Raw genomic sequence first — 16,458 nt, forward strand, 5'->3', positions numbered from 1 at the left:
CGGGGCACACAAATCATAAATTAATCATATATTAATCATAAACAGTTGCCAGGATACCCCGCATACCAGTTGTCTGTCCGCGTCCGCCGGTTCACTATTGTTCACTGAATGTTGTTCACTGTCATCTCATTACGTTTTTCATTGCGTCCTTCATCGATTTTACGTACTCCGAAAGCTCATTGCACATTTCTTCCGTCTCTTTGTCTTTTTCCTTCCCGTCTGTGACTGTCATTTCGTTGCCGTTTGCACCGTCTTTGGATTCCCCGTTGCATTTCCCGCTGAACTTCTCTATTATTGAAACGATTGCACTCCCTACGATGACTCCGTCCGCACCGTGTCCGACAATCTCCTCTGCATGCTCAGGCTTTGATATACCGAAACCGACGGCTACAGGGACACTCGTCTTCGCTTCGACTTTTTCAAGAAGCGGGAAAGCCTTCTCTGACACTTCCGCCCTCTGGCCCGTAACGCCGAGAGTGGACACAAGGTACACAAAACCCGACGCCATTTCAACGATTTTGTCAAGCCTCTCATCAGAAGTCGTCTGCGTCACAAGAAATATCTGGGCAATCCCCGTCCTTTTCGAAGCCTTCAGAGCAGGCCCCGATTCCTCCGGAGGCATGTCGACGATAAGTATCCCGTCAACACCCGCCTCCTTTGCCTCGTCGTAGAACCTGTCGACACCTCTCCTGAAGACAATGTTGCAGTAGACCAGAAACACCAGCGGGACATCGGAAAACTTTCTTATCTCCCTTACGACCTCGAAAACTCCGTCAACTGTAATTCCCGCATCAAGGGCCCTTTTGTCGGCCTTCTGTATTACCGGTCCGTCCGCGACCGGGTCTGAAAAGGGGACGCCAAGTTCAAGGACATCGCAGCCGCCTCTGACCAAGGCCTTCGCGGCAATAACCGACTCCTTTACAGACGGGTCTCCCGCAACGGTGTACGCAACAAAGCCCTTATTTTCAAAAGCCTTCGCAAGTCTTGTTTTTCCGCACAGATCAGCCTTCATAGGTTTCCTCCCGTCATCTCTGAGACCTGGGATACGTCCTTGTCCCCTCTTCCCGAAAGGCATATCACCACGATATCGTCTTTGTCGAACTCGTCCCTGTTCTTGAGGACATAGGACACAGCATGCGAAGACTCAAGAGCGGGGATAATCCCTTCTGTCCTTGAAAGATACGAAAACGCCTCCAGGACTTCCGGGTCCATCGCGTATGAGTACTCCACCCTTTTCAGCTCTTTCAACATACTGTGCTCAGGCCCGACTCCGGGGTAGTCAAGCCCCGCCGAAACAGAGTGCGTCCCCTGGACCTGACCGTCATTGTCCTGGATTAAGTAAGACAGGGCGCCGTGCAGAACACCCGGGGCTCCAGTGTTGAGCGTTGCACCGTTTTCCCCCGGCTTCATACTTTTTCCTCCCGCCTCGACGCCTATCATCCTGACGTCGTCGTTTATCATCGGGTAGAACATCCCGATTGCATTTGAGCCGCCGCCGACGCATGCGACAAGTGCGTCAGGAAGTCTTCCCTCCTTTTCAAGACACTGCCTCCTCGTCTCCTTTCCGATTACAGACTGAAAGTCCCTGACGATTTCGGGGAACGGGTGCGGGCCGACTACTGATCCTATCAGGTAGTGGGTGTATTCGACAGTCTTTGACCATTCCCTCAAAGCCTCGTTCGTCGCGTCCTTGAGAGTCTTCGTCCCCGACGACACAGGGTGCACCTTTGCGCCCATAAGCTCCATCCTGAAAACGTTGAGTTTCTGCCTCTCGCAGTCCTCCTCGCCCATGAACACTTCAACGGGAAGACCGAGGACGGCGCCCGCGATTGCTGTTGCAACACCGTGCTGCCCTGCGCCGGTCTCAGCGATAAGGCGCTTTTTTCCCATAGCCTTTGCAAGAATCGCCTGGCCCAGAGTGTTGTTCAGCTTGTGGGCGCCTCCGTGGACAAGGTCTTCACGTTTCAGGTAGACTTTGCATCCACAGTCGTCCGACATGTTTTTGCAGAAAGTAAGAGGTGTCTCTCTTCCCGCGTAGTCAGTAAGATAATAATTAAGTTCGGACTTGAATTTCTCATCGTCTTTCAGCCGTCCGTATTCCGATTCAAGTTCGTATAAAGCCGCCATTAAAGTTTCGGGGACGAACCTCCCGCCGAACTTTCCGTAGTAACCTGTTTTTTCCGCCAAGGTTCAGACCTCCCTGCATATTTTGATAAATTGTCTTATTTTTTCCCTGTCCTTGATGCCCTTTGACTTCTCGACGCCTGAAGAGACGTCGACCGCACACGGCGAGACGTCTTTTATCGCCTCTCTCACGTTTTCAGGCGTAAGTCCGCCTGCAAGGATGACCGGCACCTGTGAATTCCTGGATACTTCCGCCGCGAAATTTTTGTCGTAGGCTATCCCCTTACCGCTGCTCTTATCGATTACGACCGCATCGCAGGGCATGTCCCTGAAGCTTTCATCCGACACCGCCCTGTAGACCTTCGTTTTAATGTCTTTGGAAACTTTGAGCCCTTCCGGGACCTGGACCGCCGAAGGCTTGAGTGAGAGTATGATGCCGATGTCTTCGGGGTTTTTTGTATCAGTGACACAAATCTTTTCGGTGTTCGGGCCAAGTGCATCGAATATTTCCCTTGCATGCTTTATGGAGACGTTTCTGGGGGATTCGGAGCAGACGATGACTCCAACGGCATCGGCCCCTTCCTCCTCGGCGATAAGAGCGTCTCTGACCGTCGTTATTCCGCACACCTTTACGCGAATACAACCCCCTCCAGTGTTTTCTGCGGGTCCTTTGATTTCATAAGGGCTGTCCCGATGAGAAACCCGTCGCAGAAACTTTTCAGCTCCCCGATGTCGGCGGGTGTTTTTATTCCGCTCTCTGAAATTACGGTTACGCCCGCGTTTTGAAGCGTCTCCGAAATCTTTTTTGTCGCGTCTGTGTCGACTGTCATATCCTTCAGGTTGCGGTTGTTTATCCCGCAGAGTTCTGCACCGCACCGCAGTGCGAATTCAGCCTCGTCAGTTGTTCTCGTCTCGACCAGGGGCTCGACTGAAAGCGTTTTGCAGACCTCGATAAAGTCCGCAAGTTTATTTTTGAGGACACCTGATATCAGGAGGACCGAGTCGGCCTTAAGGGAGTACGCCTCGTAGATCTGCTTTTCGTCGACGATGAAGTCCTTTCTCAATACCGGAAGACCTGTTTTTGATTTGACCAGCGCAATGTTTTCGTTTCCGCCTTTGAAGAAGAACGGCTCGGTCAGGACAGAGACTGCACATGCACCGCCTTTTTCGTAGGCTGCGGCAATTTCTGCGGGTGTTTTGGCTGAGCCCAGCGAATCGTCCGAAGGTGTCCTGTACTTTATTTCGGCGATTACTGCGTTTTTTATGCCTTTGCAGTTTCTGACTGCATCACACAGGTTTTTCGCCGAGTATTTCTCCTCCTGCGAGGATTTGATTATATCAGCAGGAATTTCAGCCGCCCTTTTTCTGGAAAGTGCACAGATATCGTCGAGGATCATTTCCTGCCTCCTGAAAGAAGGATGAGGTTGTCAAGTTTTTCAAGTGCGTTGCCTGAGTCGATGGACTTCTCTGCCAGTTTTATGCCTGCCTCTATATTTCCGGCCTTTTCGCCGAGGTAGACCGCTGCACCTGCGTTTAAAATTACGATGTCCCTTTTCGGCCCGTCGTCCTCACCTTTGAGGACGGACTTTATTATTTCCGCGTTTTTGGCAGGGTCTGCTCCTTTAATCTGTTCCGGTGAAGCCGGACTGAAGCCAAAGGATTCCGGGTCAAGCTGATATGTTTTTATCTCTCCGTTTCTTAGTTCCGAGACAGTAGTATGCCCTGTCGTCGTTATCTCGTCGTAGCCGTCGCCGTTGACAACCATCGCCCTTTTTGTACCGAGGATGTTCAGAACTTCAGCGATTTTTCCGGTGAGAGTTTCGTCGTAGACTCCAAGGAGCTGTGCGTCTGCACCGGCGGGGTTTGAAAGGGGGCCGATTACGTTGAAAAAACTTCTTATCCCGATTTCCTTTCTTGCCCTGCCTGCGTATTTCATCGCAGGATGGTGTGCCTGTGCGAACAGAAATCCAATCCCGTTCTTCTCGAGAATTTCCGGGACTTTTGAGGGGGCGATGTCAATTCTGACGCCCAGAGCCTCCAGAACGTCGGCCGAGCCGCATTTGCTGCTGACACCCCTGTTACCGTGCTTTACGACGGTGGCACCTGCACCTGCTGCAACGAAGGCTGTGGCAGTGCTGATGTTGAAAGTGTCTTTTCCGTCTCCGCCGGTCCCGCATGTGTCGACAAGCGCTCCCTTGACATTCGGTTTTATATTGACAGCGTTGTCTCTCATAACGTGCGCAAACGCCGCAATTTCGGTGCTTGTCTCGCCCTTCATTCTGAGTGCTGTAAGAAACGCTCCTATCTGACTGTCTGATGCGTTTCCGGTCATTATTTCAGTCATGGCCTCTTCAGCCTCTTCGAAGCTGAGGTCATTTCTGAAGACGGCCTTTCTGATGTATTCTGATATCATCAGAACGCCTCCGGTTCAAGAAAATTTTTCATGATTTTGTCCCCTGATTTCGTCATGACGCTTTCAGGGTGAAACTGAAGCCCTAATACCGGGTATTTCGTGTGCGATACCGCCATTATCATGTTGTCGTCGCAGCTCCTCGCCGTAACGCGGAGGCAGTCGGGAAGTGAACTTTCGTCCGCTGCAAGGGAATGGTATCTCGTTGCGGTAAACGGCCCTGTTATCCCTTTGAAGATTCCTGCATCCTCGTGTTTTATCTCCGACGTCATCCCGTGAACGGGTCTTCCCGTCCTCACGACCTTTCCGCCGAAGAAATGACATATCGCCTGGTGCCCCAGGCATATCCCAAGTGTCGGGATGTCCTTTGAATATTCCTTAAGCACTTCAAGACACAGCTTAGAATTTTCAGGCTTTCCCGGTCCGGGCGAAAGGACAATCCTTTCGAATTCGTAAATGTCGGGCAAATCCTCTCTGCGGTCGTTTTTGACGACAAAAGGTTCTGCACCAAGGTGTCCTATCTGCTGGCAGAGGTTGTACGTGAAGCTGTCGTAGCAGTCGACTACAAGGACTTTCATAAGAGGTCTCCTGCCGACTCGATTGCGCTTCTCATGCTTGCGGCCTTGTTTTCGGCCTCCTGAAATTCCGATTCGGGCACCGAGCCTGCGACGATTCCTGCCCCTGACTGGAAGTACGCTTTTTTGTCTTTTACCACGACCGTCCTTATCGTGATTGCAAAGTCTATGTTCTCGTTGAGCCCGATGTAGCCTGCCGCACCTGCGTAAAGACCTCTTCTTTTGTGTTCGAGTTCCTCTATTATCTGCATGGCACGGATTTTCGGAGCGCCTGAGACCGTCCCTGCCGGAAAGCATGACATGAAAGCGTCTATCGAGTTTTTTTTGTCCAACAGGACGCCTTCGACTGTTGAAACCATATGCTGGACGTGGGAGAACTTTTCGACCGACATAAAGTCCGTGACCCTGACACTCCCGTATTTTGAGACTCTCCCGATGTCGTTTCTTGAGAGGTCGACTAACATCAGGTGTTCGGCACGCTCTTTTTTGTCGGTTACAAGGTCTTTTTCAAGCTGGATGTCCTCTTCTTCTGTCCTGCCGCGTTTTCTTGTGCCGGCGATGGGGACTGACGAGATGTTTCTGCCCTTGACTCTTACAAGCATCTCCGGGCTTGCCCCTACGACCTGCCTTTCGGAAAAGTCCATGAAGTACATGTAAGGGCTGGGGTTGATTCTTCTCATCTGCCTGTAGATAAGGTACGGGTCGCCGGGAAAGTCACATTCGCACCCTCTTGACACGACCACCTGAAATATGTCGCCGTCGAGGATGTACTCGCGGGCCTTTCTGACCATCTCCTCATACTGCTTTTCTGATACATCCGAGCTGTAGGTGATTTTTTTCTGCCCCCCTCCACCTAAAAGACCATTTTCATTTTCTTTTTTTGATAAACCCAAAGCCGCACCGAGAATTTTTTTCTCTGTCGACTCAATCACAGCGACTGCTTTTTCGTACTCCGGGTCCGGGTCTTTTTTGCCGTCACCGGTAACGAATGTGAGAAATGTCAGGTTTTTCCTGATGTGGTCGAAGATGACGAAGACCTTCGGCATCATGAATTCTGCAAGAGGAAAGCCGGCTTGTGTGTCCGGGTTCACCGGGATATCGTTTGCCTTCAGTGCAAAGTCGTACGAAAAATATCCGGTGAAACCTCCCGAATATCCGGGGATGTCAGGGACTTCGTATTCAAACGATTTTAAAATCCCGTATATTGAATCTGCACAGAGTTTTGAGCCCTCAAATTTGTCTGCCGGGTTGAACTCTCCTGTCATTTTTATTTCCGGGCCGGCTGTTATATGAAGCAGAACGCCTGTCCCTATGACCGAGTATCCGGCATTTTTATGTGTCCCTTCAATCGACTCAAGAAGAAATCCATATTTCTCCCTGACCGCTTCATACGCAGAAGCGGGGTCCGTTCCGGGGTCTTTGATTGTCCTGTAGACCGGGACCAGGGAATTTTCTTTGAGGTTTTTCTTTATAGTCCGGAACTTTTCAAAGGAAGGTTTTGCGTAAGAACATCTCTTATGGTCTATGCCAGTCTCCATTCCACCGGCATCACCGTCCGTTTTTTTGTAATAATTATCATAGTATACAATACTTGTTGCATTTTGTACATATATATACATTATTGTACAAGATTAATTAAAATGGCTGGCCGGACCTGAACCGGCTTGTTCTTTAGCGCCCGCCTGCATGTTTTTGTACTGTGTTTTTACGGGGCAGAATACCACAGCGGGCAGGTTGCACTTTTTAAATAAAAGTCGCTCATACGCGCATATTTTGGCTGGTCTCTGGTGCCCAAAGACTGGCATATGCAGTTTTTACCCTGCCAAATCACTATTTTTTCCGGATTTCATGTGTTTTTTTTACGTTTGCATAAAATTTCTGCATTACCAATAAGTACCAGTTAAACTCCATCTATAACAGCACAATATGACTTCCATTGAAGAAGAAATTAAAGCAATTGAAGACGAGATCTCGAAAACAAAATACAATAAAGCCACTTCACATCATATTGGAAGACTTAAGGCCAAACTTGCGAAGATAAAGGATGATGCGGTAGCAAGGGCCATGGCCTCAGCCGGGGGAGGAGAAGGATATTCGGTCAAAAAGTCCGGCGACGGGACTGTCGTCCTTGTAGGATTCCCGTCTGTCGGTAAGTCAACACTTTTAAACAGGCTTACGGGAGCCGAGAGCGAGACCGCAGGATATGCATTTACGACCCTGACCGTAGTCCCCGGTGCTATGGAGCATAAGGGTGCAAACATCCAGATCCTCGATATACCCGGTCTTATTGCAGGAGCCGCCATGGGCAAGGGGCGTGGAAAGGAGGTAATAGGTGTCGTCAGAAATGCAGACCTCATTCTTCTTCTCGGAGACGTCTACAACGAGAAGCATATAAATGTCCTTATACACGAGCTTTACGACGCCGGAATAAGGCTCAACAAAGAAAAACCTGATATAACGATAAAAAAATCATCAAACGGCGGGATAAGGTTTAACACTGTAGGCAAAGCAGGGCTTGACCTTGAGGAAATCCGTGCGATACTTGGTGAAAACAGAATCGTAAACGCCGACGTCCTGACACGCGGTGAAGTTACACAGGACGACTTTATAGACGCGATGCTTGGAAACAGGGTGTATATCCCTGCATTCTTCGCAGTCAACAAAGTGGACCTTGTAGACGAGGAGAGAAGGCAGGAAATAATTGTAAGTGTCACCGAAAGGTTCGGGAACCCTCCGATTATGCTTTCTGCACACAGCGGCTACAATATAGAACTTTTAAAGGACGAAATCTACGACGAACTCGGCTTCATCAGAATTTATCTGAAACCTTTCGGCGGAAAGGCCGACATGGAAGAGCCTCTCATCATAAGGAAACCTGCAACTGTCGAGTCCGTGTGCAACAAGCTCCACCGTGACTTTGTCGAAAAATTCAGGTATGCCAAAGTGTGGGGTGACTCCGTAAAGCATGACGCACAGCGTGTAGGTCTTTCGCACACTCTTGAAGACGAGGACATCCTGACGATTGTTACTAGAGCATGATTTTATCTAAACAGGGATCGGAAATTCTGTTCTCTGGTTAAAGATTAAAAAATGTTTTTTTCGATAATTTTATTTTTCAGGTGAGGACTTTTCTTATCTCTTTTAAGGGTGCGTCGGTTTTTAGTCCTGTCCCCGCGTAGTGGACTCTCGACGCCTTATAGCCGGCATCTTTCAGGCGTTGTATGACGGTTTCTATTGCTACAGGGGAAACGCCCCAGAACTTGCTTAACACATGGTAATCATAGAATGTCGGTGTTGAAAGCTCGTTTTTGCAGGTATCGAGAAGTTTTTCTATTTTTTTTTCTGTCCCAAGCTCAGAGTCCTTAATTTTTTCCTGCATGGACTCAATTGTCTCTCTACTGCTTACGGGCCCAAGCCACATGGGTCCTGCGGCCGTCATTCTTGCACCGCATTCAGGGCATATGTGTGTTTTTGGGACAAGGCCCGCCTCTTCAGTCCTGAAGGGGCACTTCGGACACTGGTGAATAAATCCTATGTTTTCCATAGTTTTGTCGGCTTTTCCTGCACCGTAGGAAAGTTTCAGGTAAAGCCTTACGAAGTGTTCCCGTGCAAATGAAAAGAGTGGTTCAACTCCCCTGTCGTATTTTACTATCTCTCTTACTGCATAGCCGAGAAGTATCCTCAGTCCCGTCTCGCTGTGGTACTCGTTGTTAAGTGGCCTTGCAAAGTATCTTCTCATGCCCGCCTTTAAGTGCGAACCACAAAGAGGAGCCGTGTCGGTTGCGGTTATAAAAAGATATTTTTTTGCACACCCTGCTGCAGCATTCAGAAAAGGCGCCGGTGAACCGAAGGGGTCGATGTCGACCGCGTCGAACCTCCTTTCGTGCATGATTACGTTGGCGTCGCAGTTCGTGACTTCTATGTCCGGAGCATAGGTCTCTTTGTTGTATTCCAGAAGAGGTATTGCATCGGGGCTTTTATCGTTTACCGTCGCGTGTATCCCGCATTCGTTTGACACCCTGACGCCGCGTGAACCGGTTGCGCTCATTGCGTCAAGATAGGTCTGCGCATCCAGACATTTTAACACCAGAATAGTCGTATCCCTGTTTATTTCCATTCTTTTGTTGAAGAACACAGGAGCACTTGCCGGAGGAAAATTCTGTTTTTCATCAAGTACCGGAACCAGAAACCTGGTTTTGCCTTCTTTTACTTCGACAAGTTCCATCAATACAATTGTGCTTTCCATTAAAATGATATTTGTCATTTTTAAGCGGACACCCACCGTCCGCGTTAAAAATTGTCGCAGTTATCTCAGGCATTTTTAGGAAATATTATAGCTTATACTGCACAACTCATATAGGCGCAAAACCGCACCCGTGGGCTTGTGGCCTAGCCTGGATATGGCGTTAGCCTCCTAAGCTAAAAGTCGGGGGTCCGAATCCCCCCAAGCCCGTTTTTCGTTTTTTAAAATGATTTTTTTCTGAATAAGTTCCTAAAAGATTGCAGTATCCCGATTCATTTGAAGCATTATATGCCCGGAGAGCTTTATTAAATGGACCGGAACAGTTCTGTATGGGATAACACATTTGACAACCCCCCGCCGCCGGGCGGTGAGGCCCCGGCCTGGGGGGCTTCTTATTGTGATAAGCCGCTCAGGGGATAGTTTATCTTCCGGAACAGATTCTGAACTGTTGCCCGGTTATGGATGGATGCAGAAAGTTAATCTGTGCAAAATAATTTTGGGATAGCACACTTAAAAGATTATTTCCCATTTAAGAGAGAAAACTGTTGCAGGAATGCTGAAAGGGTATATTGACATAACACGTCCGGGAAACTCTGTAGTTGCCGGTTTTGCGGTTTTACTCGGAGTAATTATTGCAACGGGGACAATCTCTTATAAATCTCTAATTCTTATTCCCATAGTTGCCCTGATAACCGCAGCTGGAAATACCATAAACGATTACTGCGACAGGGATATCGATGCTGTCAACAGGCCGAAGAGACCTATCCCTTCGGGAACTGTTTCGCCTCACGGAGCACTTGTTTTCAGTGCTGTACTGTTTCTGGCTGGGATTTTCATCTCATTTTTTGCAAACCTTATCTGTTTTTTGATTGCGGTCTTCAACTCGTTTCTCCTAGTGGTATATGCGAAGAAACTTAAATCTCTCCCGCTTGTCGGAAACGTTGCGGTGTCCTACCTTTCAGCGAGCATATTTCTTTTCGGCGGTGCTATTTTTGGTATCGCAGGTCTTTTGCAGAATGCTGTGGTCTTTTCGATAACGTTTTTTGCAATGCTTTCGCGTGAACTCCTAAAGGACGCAGAGGACATAGAAGGGGACAAAAAGGGAGGTGCAAAGACACTTCCTATGTATATCGGCGTCAAAAAAACCGGAGGATTAAGTCTTATACTTGTTCTGACTGGAGTTTGTATTAGTCTTCTTCCGCTTTTCAGGTTCTGGGGGCCGTACTACCTTGTGATGATAATAATAGCGGATGCGGTTATCGTTGCAGCAGCATTCAAAGGTTTCATGTCTGATGATTCGGTCTCACTGGTGCGCTCAGGTTCGACGTCCCTTCTGAAGAAAGGTATGTTTCTTGCACTGCTCATATTTCTGGTTTCAGCTGTACTATTTGGATAAAAATTATATTCTATTGGCCAGAATCTCATTTAGCAATGAAAATCTACAGGGATGGGGACACATTCATCGCCCCCAAGGGTTCCTACTTTGATGGTAATGTTAAGATATGCGGCAATTTTATTGTCCCGCCCCGCACTCATTTCTGGGGCCAGCTTGCAGTCGACGGAATGCTTGAGTTGGGTCCGTATTCTTCGGTCAGGTCGAAAGTCACATGCAGGAGTGCCGTCATTGGCTCAAATGTAAACATAGGTGGTCCGGTAAACGTTGAAGGGGACATAACGGTGTGTGATAATGCGGTTCTTCCCCTGATAAATGCAGGTGGTGACGTAATGATACGCCCCGGCGTTGAAACGGGTGACGTGAAAAGCGGAGGGACCATCTATATTTACGGCAAAGTGAAGTCAGGCAAACTTCTGGGAAAACAGGTCAAAGTTTTAAGAGACCCGAATATGGAGTAAGACTGACTAATTTTCTGAGCCGCAGCCAAGGGTTGCAACGTCCATCAGGTCGTTCCAGTTGAGTATTGTCTCGACACACCCGTCTTTTAGTGTAACAACACCCATACCTGTCAGATTTATTTTATCAAGAAGTTCCAGGCCTTCTCTTACTTCTATTATGCAACCTACTCCTATAACCGCCTCCGGCCTGTACTTTTTAACCATCCGCTTAATCAGGGTGGAACCCGGAGCAATCCATACTTTATACCCCATTCTCTCAAGAATGTCGATATGTGCACCGATTTCGCACCTCCCGCACCTCCTGCAGATAAGACCTTCGGGGGTGAGGTTTGCAGGGCATGATGCACTCCTGAGGCACTGGGGGAGAAAAACTGCTCTTTTTTCAGGAGGGATTTCCGAAAAGGCTGTCAGGTTCATCGCATTATGAAGCCTTATCGAAAACGCCGTAAGTTCCTTGTCATCAAGTCCGAAGAACTTGCACAGTCCTTTTGCCATACCCTCGCTTATGGTAATGCCGGATTTTACAAGTCGCGGGAAATAGAAATGCCCCTTTTTAATTGAATAGAATGAGAGTGCCACGACAATCGTGGAAAAAATTAAAAAGCCTGCAATCAGGATTACAGCTATCTCTCCTATTGTAAACATCAGCTGTTCCCAGAGTGTTGCAGATATCATTTTGTTTGACGTTATCCTATGAACTCAATATTTAAAAATCTCTTGGTTACGGCACCAACTCCCCTTTTAGAAAAGGGGGAGTCAATACCCCTTTTTCCGTGAATAAAGCCGTTACAAGACTCATGGGTGTCGGGTCAAACGCATAGTTGACTGCATCTACAGAGTCGGGCATAAGCTGTTTTTTGCCGCAGAAAGCAAGCTCATCCCTGTCTCTTTTTTCTATTACGATGTCTGAAGCTGAATGGACGTTGTCAAACGTCGAAGACGGTGCTGCGACATAAAAAGGAATTTCATGATATTTCGCGCAGACGGCATGCATGTAAGTCCCGATTTTGTTGAATACGGCATCGTGCGTTATCCTGTCGGCGCCGACTATAACCGCGTCAATCTCTCCTCTCTGCATGAGGTATGCGGCCGTTGAATCGGTGATTGTCTTAACCGGGATTTTATCCCTTGAAAGCTCCCATGCCGTGAGGCGTGACCCCTGGAAGAGAGGTCTTGTCTCGCAGGATACAACGGAGATATCCTTTCCGGCGGCTACAGCCGACCTTATCACACCGAGAGCCGTCCCCCAGGTGTAGCACGCAAGTGCTCCGGCGTTGCAGTGGGTTAATACGGTGCATTTGTCAGGCAGGTATTTTGCTCCGAATTCACCAATGGCCCTGCACATCTTCTCGTCCTCTTCGGCGATGCCAACAGCCTCGCTGAGTGCCTTCACCCTTGCCTCTTCCGGCGTCTGTGCGTCTGAAACTGCATTCAGAACACGTTTTATTCCCCACGACAGGTTGACCGCTGTAGGTCTTGTAGCCATGAGGTAGTATGCGTCGTCTGTTACGAGCTTTAGGTAGCCGTCCATATTCTCATCGTCATGGCAGTATGTCGAAAGAGCGACACCGAATCCTCCCGCAATGCCAAGCGCCGGAGCCCCGCGTATTTCCAGGTTTTTTATGGCTTTTGCAAGCCTTTCAACGTTTTCGCATGGTATCAGCCTGTAATCGGCGGGAAGCAGAGTTTGCTCTACAAACATTATGCAGTTGTTTTCAAAGTCCCAGTATACCGTTTTGCCGTCTTTGTCGTTCATAGTCATGGAATTCTCAAAAATTTTCCTGATTTTCCTTAGTATTTAATAGCGTCCGTGAATGCCTTCATTGCGGCCGCCTCTCCCTGCGTGACGCTGTCAGGAATGTCTTTGGGTGAAACCGCCGTTCCTGCAATGTATATTCCGGGCTTAACCGTACCCACAGGGTTTCCCTTCATATTCTCCTGGCTGAAAAAGCCTGAGTCATCCTTTGGTATACCAAGAGCATATGCGATATCGGACGACCCCTTCGCAGGTTCCATTCCTACGGATAATACGACAATATCAGGTTTAAGTGCCAGGACTTCCGAAGTTTCCGTATTTTCGACAACTATTTCTGGTCTTTTGTCAGGGGTTTCGGATATCTCTCCCGGAATTCCGCGGATGAACTTTATACCAAGCTCCTTTGCTCTCTGGTAGTATTCCTCGTATCCTTTGCCGTATGAGCGTATATCCATGTAAAGAATGGAAATATCAATGTCTTTGTTTTTCTCCTTTAACAGAATCGCGTTTTTTATCGCGTACATGCAGCAGACACACGAACAGTATGGCTTCTGGAGCCTCATGTCACGCGAACCTACACACTGGATAAAAACAATGGACTTTGGATTTTTGCCGCCGGATATCGTCTTCAGTGTCCCTTCAGTTGGCCCGCTTGCACAGATAAGCCTTTCAAATTCAAGACTTGTGATTACGTCAGGCATTTTCAGGTACCTGTATACGTTTTTTTTCCTGGCGTCAAAAATATCGAACCCGGTTGCAACAACGATACTTGCAACTTTGAGCGTGAAATCACGTTCAAAGTCTTCTTCGTTGTGAAGGACAGCCTTAGGGCCGCAGGCGTCATAGCAAAGTCCGCAGTCTATGCAGTGTTCACTGTCGCGTATTGCAACGTTTGGGACGACCTGGGGATGCGGCTTGTATATCGCTTTTCTTACACCGACCCCTGCATCGTATTTGTTGTAGACTTCAACCGGGCAGACATCCGAGCAGTCCCCGCACCCGTTGCATTTAAACTCGCTTACGTATCTCGGGTGCCTTGTCAGCCTGAGTTCAAAATTTCCAAGTTCTCCTGATACATCGGTAACCTCGGTCAGGGTGTACAGGGTTATATTGGGATTTCTTTGTGCGTCCACCATTTTAGGGGACAGTATACACATGGAGCAGTCATTTGTCGGGAAGGTTTTGTCAAGCTGCGACATATGACCGCCCACCGAAGGCTCCCTTTCGATAAGATGGACTTTGACACCGTGATTCGCGATGTCAAGTGCTGCCTGGATTCCTGCAACCCCGGCACCTATTACTGCGACTTCACCCATTTGAATTCTCCTTTGCAAGGTCTATGTAGACTTCGGCATTTTTTACAATGCTTTTTTTCTGGTCCCCGTCAAGTTCACGCACTACTTTTCCGGGGACTCCCATTACAAGAGACCCCGGAGGAATGGTTTTGTTTTCAGTTACAACCGCTCCTGCCGCAATTATTGTGTCTTCTCCTATAACAGCACCGTTGAGGATAATTGCACCCATTCCAACAAGGACCCTGTCTTTGATTGTACACCCGTGAACAATCGCCCCATGCCCTATTGTTACGTATCTTCCTATATTTACAGGTCTTTGTTTTGAAACGTGGATGACGCAGTTGTCCTGTACATTTGACCCGTCACCCACAGTTATTGAGTCTTTGTCAGCCCTTAATACCGCGCCGTACCAGATTCCTGTATTTTTCCCCAGATTTACATTGCCGACAATCGTTGCATTTTCGGCTATGAATGGAGTGTTGCCGGCAGAGGTATCATTACTCATAATACTTTACATATTGCACTTATTCTTCAAAAGAACTTTGTGAACCTTTATTTATTCTGTAGTTTTCCGGCTTTTTAGTGAATCCTCTTGTAAAATAGTGACAGAGAGATCGATTATTCTGGAGTTATAACGTTATTTAGCTACAAATGAGCGAGAAACTCAAAATAAATGTTACAGAACACATCTATCAATCACGTGAAAGTATTTCAGGAGATTAAAAAAAGTCAGGGGGTGTCATGAATATAGCGGGCATCAAAAAAAGCAGAGAATTTTATCCGGGAAGACGTCGGTGACTAAAAAAAGTTAATATCTGCCTGTGTAATTTCCTGTATCATCATAACTTTCAGACCTTGGCAGCCCTACCATATTTGCGAGCACGTCAAAGCAAGGCTTAAGAGCTTTTTTTATATCCTGCGAATAATCCCCGATGTAGATTTCCGGCAACTGAGCGATTTCTTTGTGTATTTTGACACGCCGGATAAGTTCGGGATTTCCGTTAAGGTCTTCCCATCCTGACCTGATGCTTAAACAGTAACCTTTCACGTCGATTAATGAAATAAATATAATAAAAGGGGAATTTACGCCAACGGTCTCCAAATCATTTTTATATCCGTTTATGCCTTCCAGGATATACTTTTCAATAGCACCGGGATATAGCAGTTTTTCTGTTCCGTCTATACCTGAAATCTTTGTGCAGGCAGTTTCTATAATTCCGTTCCTGAAGTATTGAAGATAAGACGATGAATATACATTTTGAGGATATTTCAGATATTTCAAAAGTCCGTCTATATTATATGTGGGATCATAGCTGTTAGAGCCTAACGGAAAACTTGCAGGCCTGATATTCTCCAGCAGTGAGAGGTCATAATTCGAGTTGACGTCAAAAGCGGATATCGGTATTATATGAAGGCAAAGCTTTGGTGAATCCCCCATCGGAAATTGTATATTATCAGAGAAAATATCAGATATCCTTTCCTGGACAAAAGATCTTATCTTTTCAGTTCTCGTCTCTGAAAGATTAAACGCGGTCCTCAGTTCATTTATGTCCATCAAATATTTCCCGTTCGGAGACCTCGTGTAAAATCTGTGGGACTCTCTGTATTTTATCCGGTACGGGCCGTCCCATCCTTTTTTGATCCTTATTATTACTGCATATTCATCCCTTGAGGTTTCGGAAATATATACGGCCTTAATTTCTACCGGAAGCCGCGGCTCTATTCCGTTGTAAATACAGTTGGTCAGTCTCTGGATGTCTTTGTCTTCACCTTCCTGAGATACGCTATATAGTGATTTCGGAAATTTTGTCCGGGAATCGCATTCGATGCCGATAATGAGGTCTCCGCCGTTTGAATTTGCGAAGGATGAAACGTCAGCCAGAAATTCTTTTTTTTCGCCCTGGGTGTTGAGGTGGACTTCTCTTTTATACTCCAGTGATCTGTTTTCAGCAATTTTTTCGTCAATCAAAGACTGAAGGTCCTCTCTTGTTACTTCTTCCAAAGGGATTTCGGAGATGAGGCGTGTTGGCATTGTGAGTAGATATGATTAAGATACGATAAAATTTTGTAAGAGCCAAAACCATTATCTCAGAAATGAAAAAATCCGTAGGACTGAGATGTTTTTCTGTCAGGTCTCTTCTGCATTATGTTTTTTTTCGAATGAAGTCATCCTTTATCTAAACCTGATTCATGTATTGTGT

Annotated in this window: 16 protein-coding genes and 1 tRNA gene; 4 read left to right on the top strand and 13 right to left on the bottom strand. The window is 47.3% G+C overall.

What is annotated here, in order from left to right; genetic code table 11:
- Window positions 1-121: 121 nt before the first annotated feature.
- Genes trpA through J2128_RS01745 form a run of 7 tightly spaced genes read right to left on the bottom strand, consistent with a single transcriptional unit; the run spans window position 122 to window position 6,728 of the window.
- Window positions 122-1,012 carry a tryptophan synthase subunit alpha gene (gene trpA, locus J2128_RS01715; RefSeq protein WP_209689117.1) on the bottom strand — a complete coding sequence of 297 codons (891 nt, stop codon included), beginning with the start codon at window positions 1,010-1,012 and terminating at the stop codon, window positions 122-124.
- A complete protein-coding gene (trpB, locus tag J2128_RS01720; protein WP_209689118.1) occupies window positions 1,009-2,187 on the bottom strand; it encodes a tryptophan synthase subunit beta in 1,179 nt (392 codons plus the stop codon). Before trpB ends, trpA begins: the two co-directional genes overlap by 4 nt.
- Window positions 2,188-2,190: 3 nt before the next feature.
- On the bottom strand, window positions 2,191-2,751 hold the full coding sequence (locus J2128_RS01725; protein ID WP_348632350.1) for a phosphoribosylanthranilate isomerase: 561 nt from the start codon (window positions 2,749-2,751) through the stop codon (window positions 2,191-2,193).
- Window positions 2,752-2,753: 2 nt separating this feature from the next.
- On the bottom strand, window positions 2,754-3,521 hold the full coding sequence (locus tag J2128_RS01730; RefSeq protein WP_209689120.1) for an indole-3-glycerol-phosphate synthase: 768 nt from the start codon (window positions 3,519-3,521) through the stop codon (window positions 2,754-2,756).
- Window positions 3,518-4,537, bottom strand: a complete 1,020-nt coding sequence (trpD, locus tag J2128_RS01735; RefSeq protein ID WP_209689122.1) for an anthranilate phosphoribosyltransferase — start codon at window positions 4,535-4,537, stop codon at window positions 3,518-3,520. Before trpD ends, J2128_RS01730 begins: the two co-directional genes overlap by 4 nt.
- Complete coding sequence (locus J2128_RS01740; protein WP_209689124.1) at window positions 4,537-5,112, bottom strand: aminodeoxychorismate/anthranilate synthase component II; 576 nt, start codon at window positions 5,110-5,112, stop codon at window positions 4,537-4,539. Before J2128_RS01740 ends, trpD begins: the two co-directional genes overlap by 1 nt.
- Window positions 5,109-6,728 (bottom strand): anthranilate synthase component I family protein, encoded by a 1,620-nt coding sequence (locus J2128_RS01745; protein WP_209689125.1) that lies wholly within the window; start codon window positions 6,726-6,728, stop codon window positions 5,109-5,111. Before J2128_RS01745 ends, J2128_RS01740 begins: the two co-directional genes overlap by 4 nt.
- Before the next feature lie 307 nt (window positions 6,729-7,035).
- Between J2128_RS01745 and J2128_RS01750 the strand changes: the two genes are divergently transcribed.
- Window positions 7,036-8,148 (top strand): GTP-binding protein, encoded by a 1,113-nt coding sequence (locus J2128_RS01750; RefSeq protein WP_209689126.1) that lies wholly within the window; start codon window positions 7,036-7,038, stop codon window positions 8,146-8,148.
- A gap of 76 nt (window positions 8,149-8,224) precedes the next feature.
- On the opposite strand, the gene J2128_RS01755 is transcribed toward J2128_RS01750, so the two are convergent.
- Window positions 8,225-9,373 carry a tRNA (guanine(10)-N(2))-dimethyltransferase gene (locus J2128_RS01755; protein WP_348632351.1) on the bottom strand — a complete coding sequence of 383 codons (1,149 nt, stop codon included), beginning with the start codon at window positions 9,371-9,373 and terminating at the stop codon, window positions 8,225-8,227.
- Between the two features lie 114 nt (window positions 9,374-9,487).
- Here J2128_RS01755 and J2128_RS01760 point away from each other — a divergent pair.
- From J2128_RS01760 to J2128_RS01770, 3 genes are all read left to right on the top strand, one after another.
- Window positions 9,488-9,562, top strand: a tRNA-Arg gene (locus J2128_RS01760).
- Between the two features lie 343 nt (window positions 9,563-9,905).
- The gene (locus tag J2128_RS01765) at window positions 9,906-10,748 is read left to right on the top strand and encodes a geranylgeranylglycerol-phosphate geranylgeranyltransferase (RefSeq protein WP_209689127.1); all 843 of its coding nucleotides are present in this window, start codon (window positions 9,906-9,908) and stop codon (window positions 10,746-10,748) included.
- A gap of 35 nt (window positions 10,749-10,783) precedes the next feature.
- The gene (locus J2128_RS01770) at window positions 10,784-11,206 is read left to right on the top strand and encodes a polymer-forming cytoskeletal protein (protein WP_209689128.1); all 423 of its coding nucleotides are present in this window, start codon (window positions 10,784-10,786) and stop codon (window positions 11,204-11,206) included.
- Between the two features lie 6 nt (window positions 11,207-11,212).
- On the opposite strand, the gene J2128_RS01775 is transcribed toward J2128_RS01770, so the two are convergent.
- From J2128_RS01775 to J2128_RS01795, 5 genes are all read right to left on the bottom strand, one after another.
- Window positions 11,213-11,881, bottom strand: coding sequence for a DUF116 domain-containing protein (locus J2128_RS01775; protein WP_209689129.1), 669 nt, complete (start codon window positions 11,879-11,881; stop codon window positions 11,213-11,215).
- 46 nt (window positions 11,882-11,927) lie between these two features.
- The gene (mtnA, locus tag J2128_RS01780; RefSeq protein WP_209689130.1) at window positions 11,928-12,962 is read right to left on the bottom strand and encodes an S-methyl-5-thioribose-1-phosphate isomerase; all 1,035 of its coding nucleotides are present in this window, start codon (window positions 12,960-12,962) and stop codon (window positions 11,928-11,930) included.
- A gap of 35 nt (window positions 12,963-12,997) precedes the next feature.
- Complete coding sequence (locus J2128_RS01785) at window positions 12,998-14,278, bottom strand: CoB--CoM heterodisulfide reductase iron-sulfur subunit A family protein (protein WP_209689131.1); 1,281 nt, start codon at window positions 14,276-14,278, stop codon at window positions 12,998-13,000.
- A complete protein-coding gene (locus tag J2128_RS01790) occupies window positions 14,271-14,762 on the bottom strand; it encodes a gamma carbonic anhydrase family protein (protein ID WP_209689132.1) in 492 nt (163 codons plus the stop codon). Before J2128_RS01790 ends, J2128_RS01785 begins: the two co-directional genes overlap by 8 nt.
- A gap of 303 nt (window positions 14,763-15,065) precedes the next feature.
- Entirely contained in the window at window positions 15,066-16,289 is a 1,224-nt protein-coding gene (locus tag J2128_RS01795; RefSeq protein WP_209689133.1) for a helix-turn-helix domain-containing protein, read from the bottom strand.
- Window positions 16,290-16,458 lie beyond the last annotated feature (169 nt).

The sequence above is a fragment of the Methanomicrobium sp. W14 genome (assembly GCF_017875315.1).
Taxonomy (GTDB): Archaea; Halobacteriota; Methanomicrobia; order Methanomicrobiales; family Methanomicrobiaceae; genus Methanomicrobium.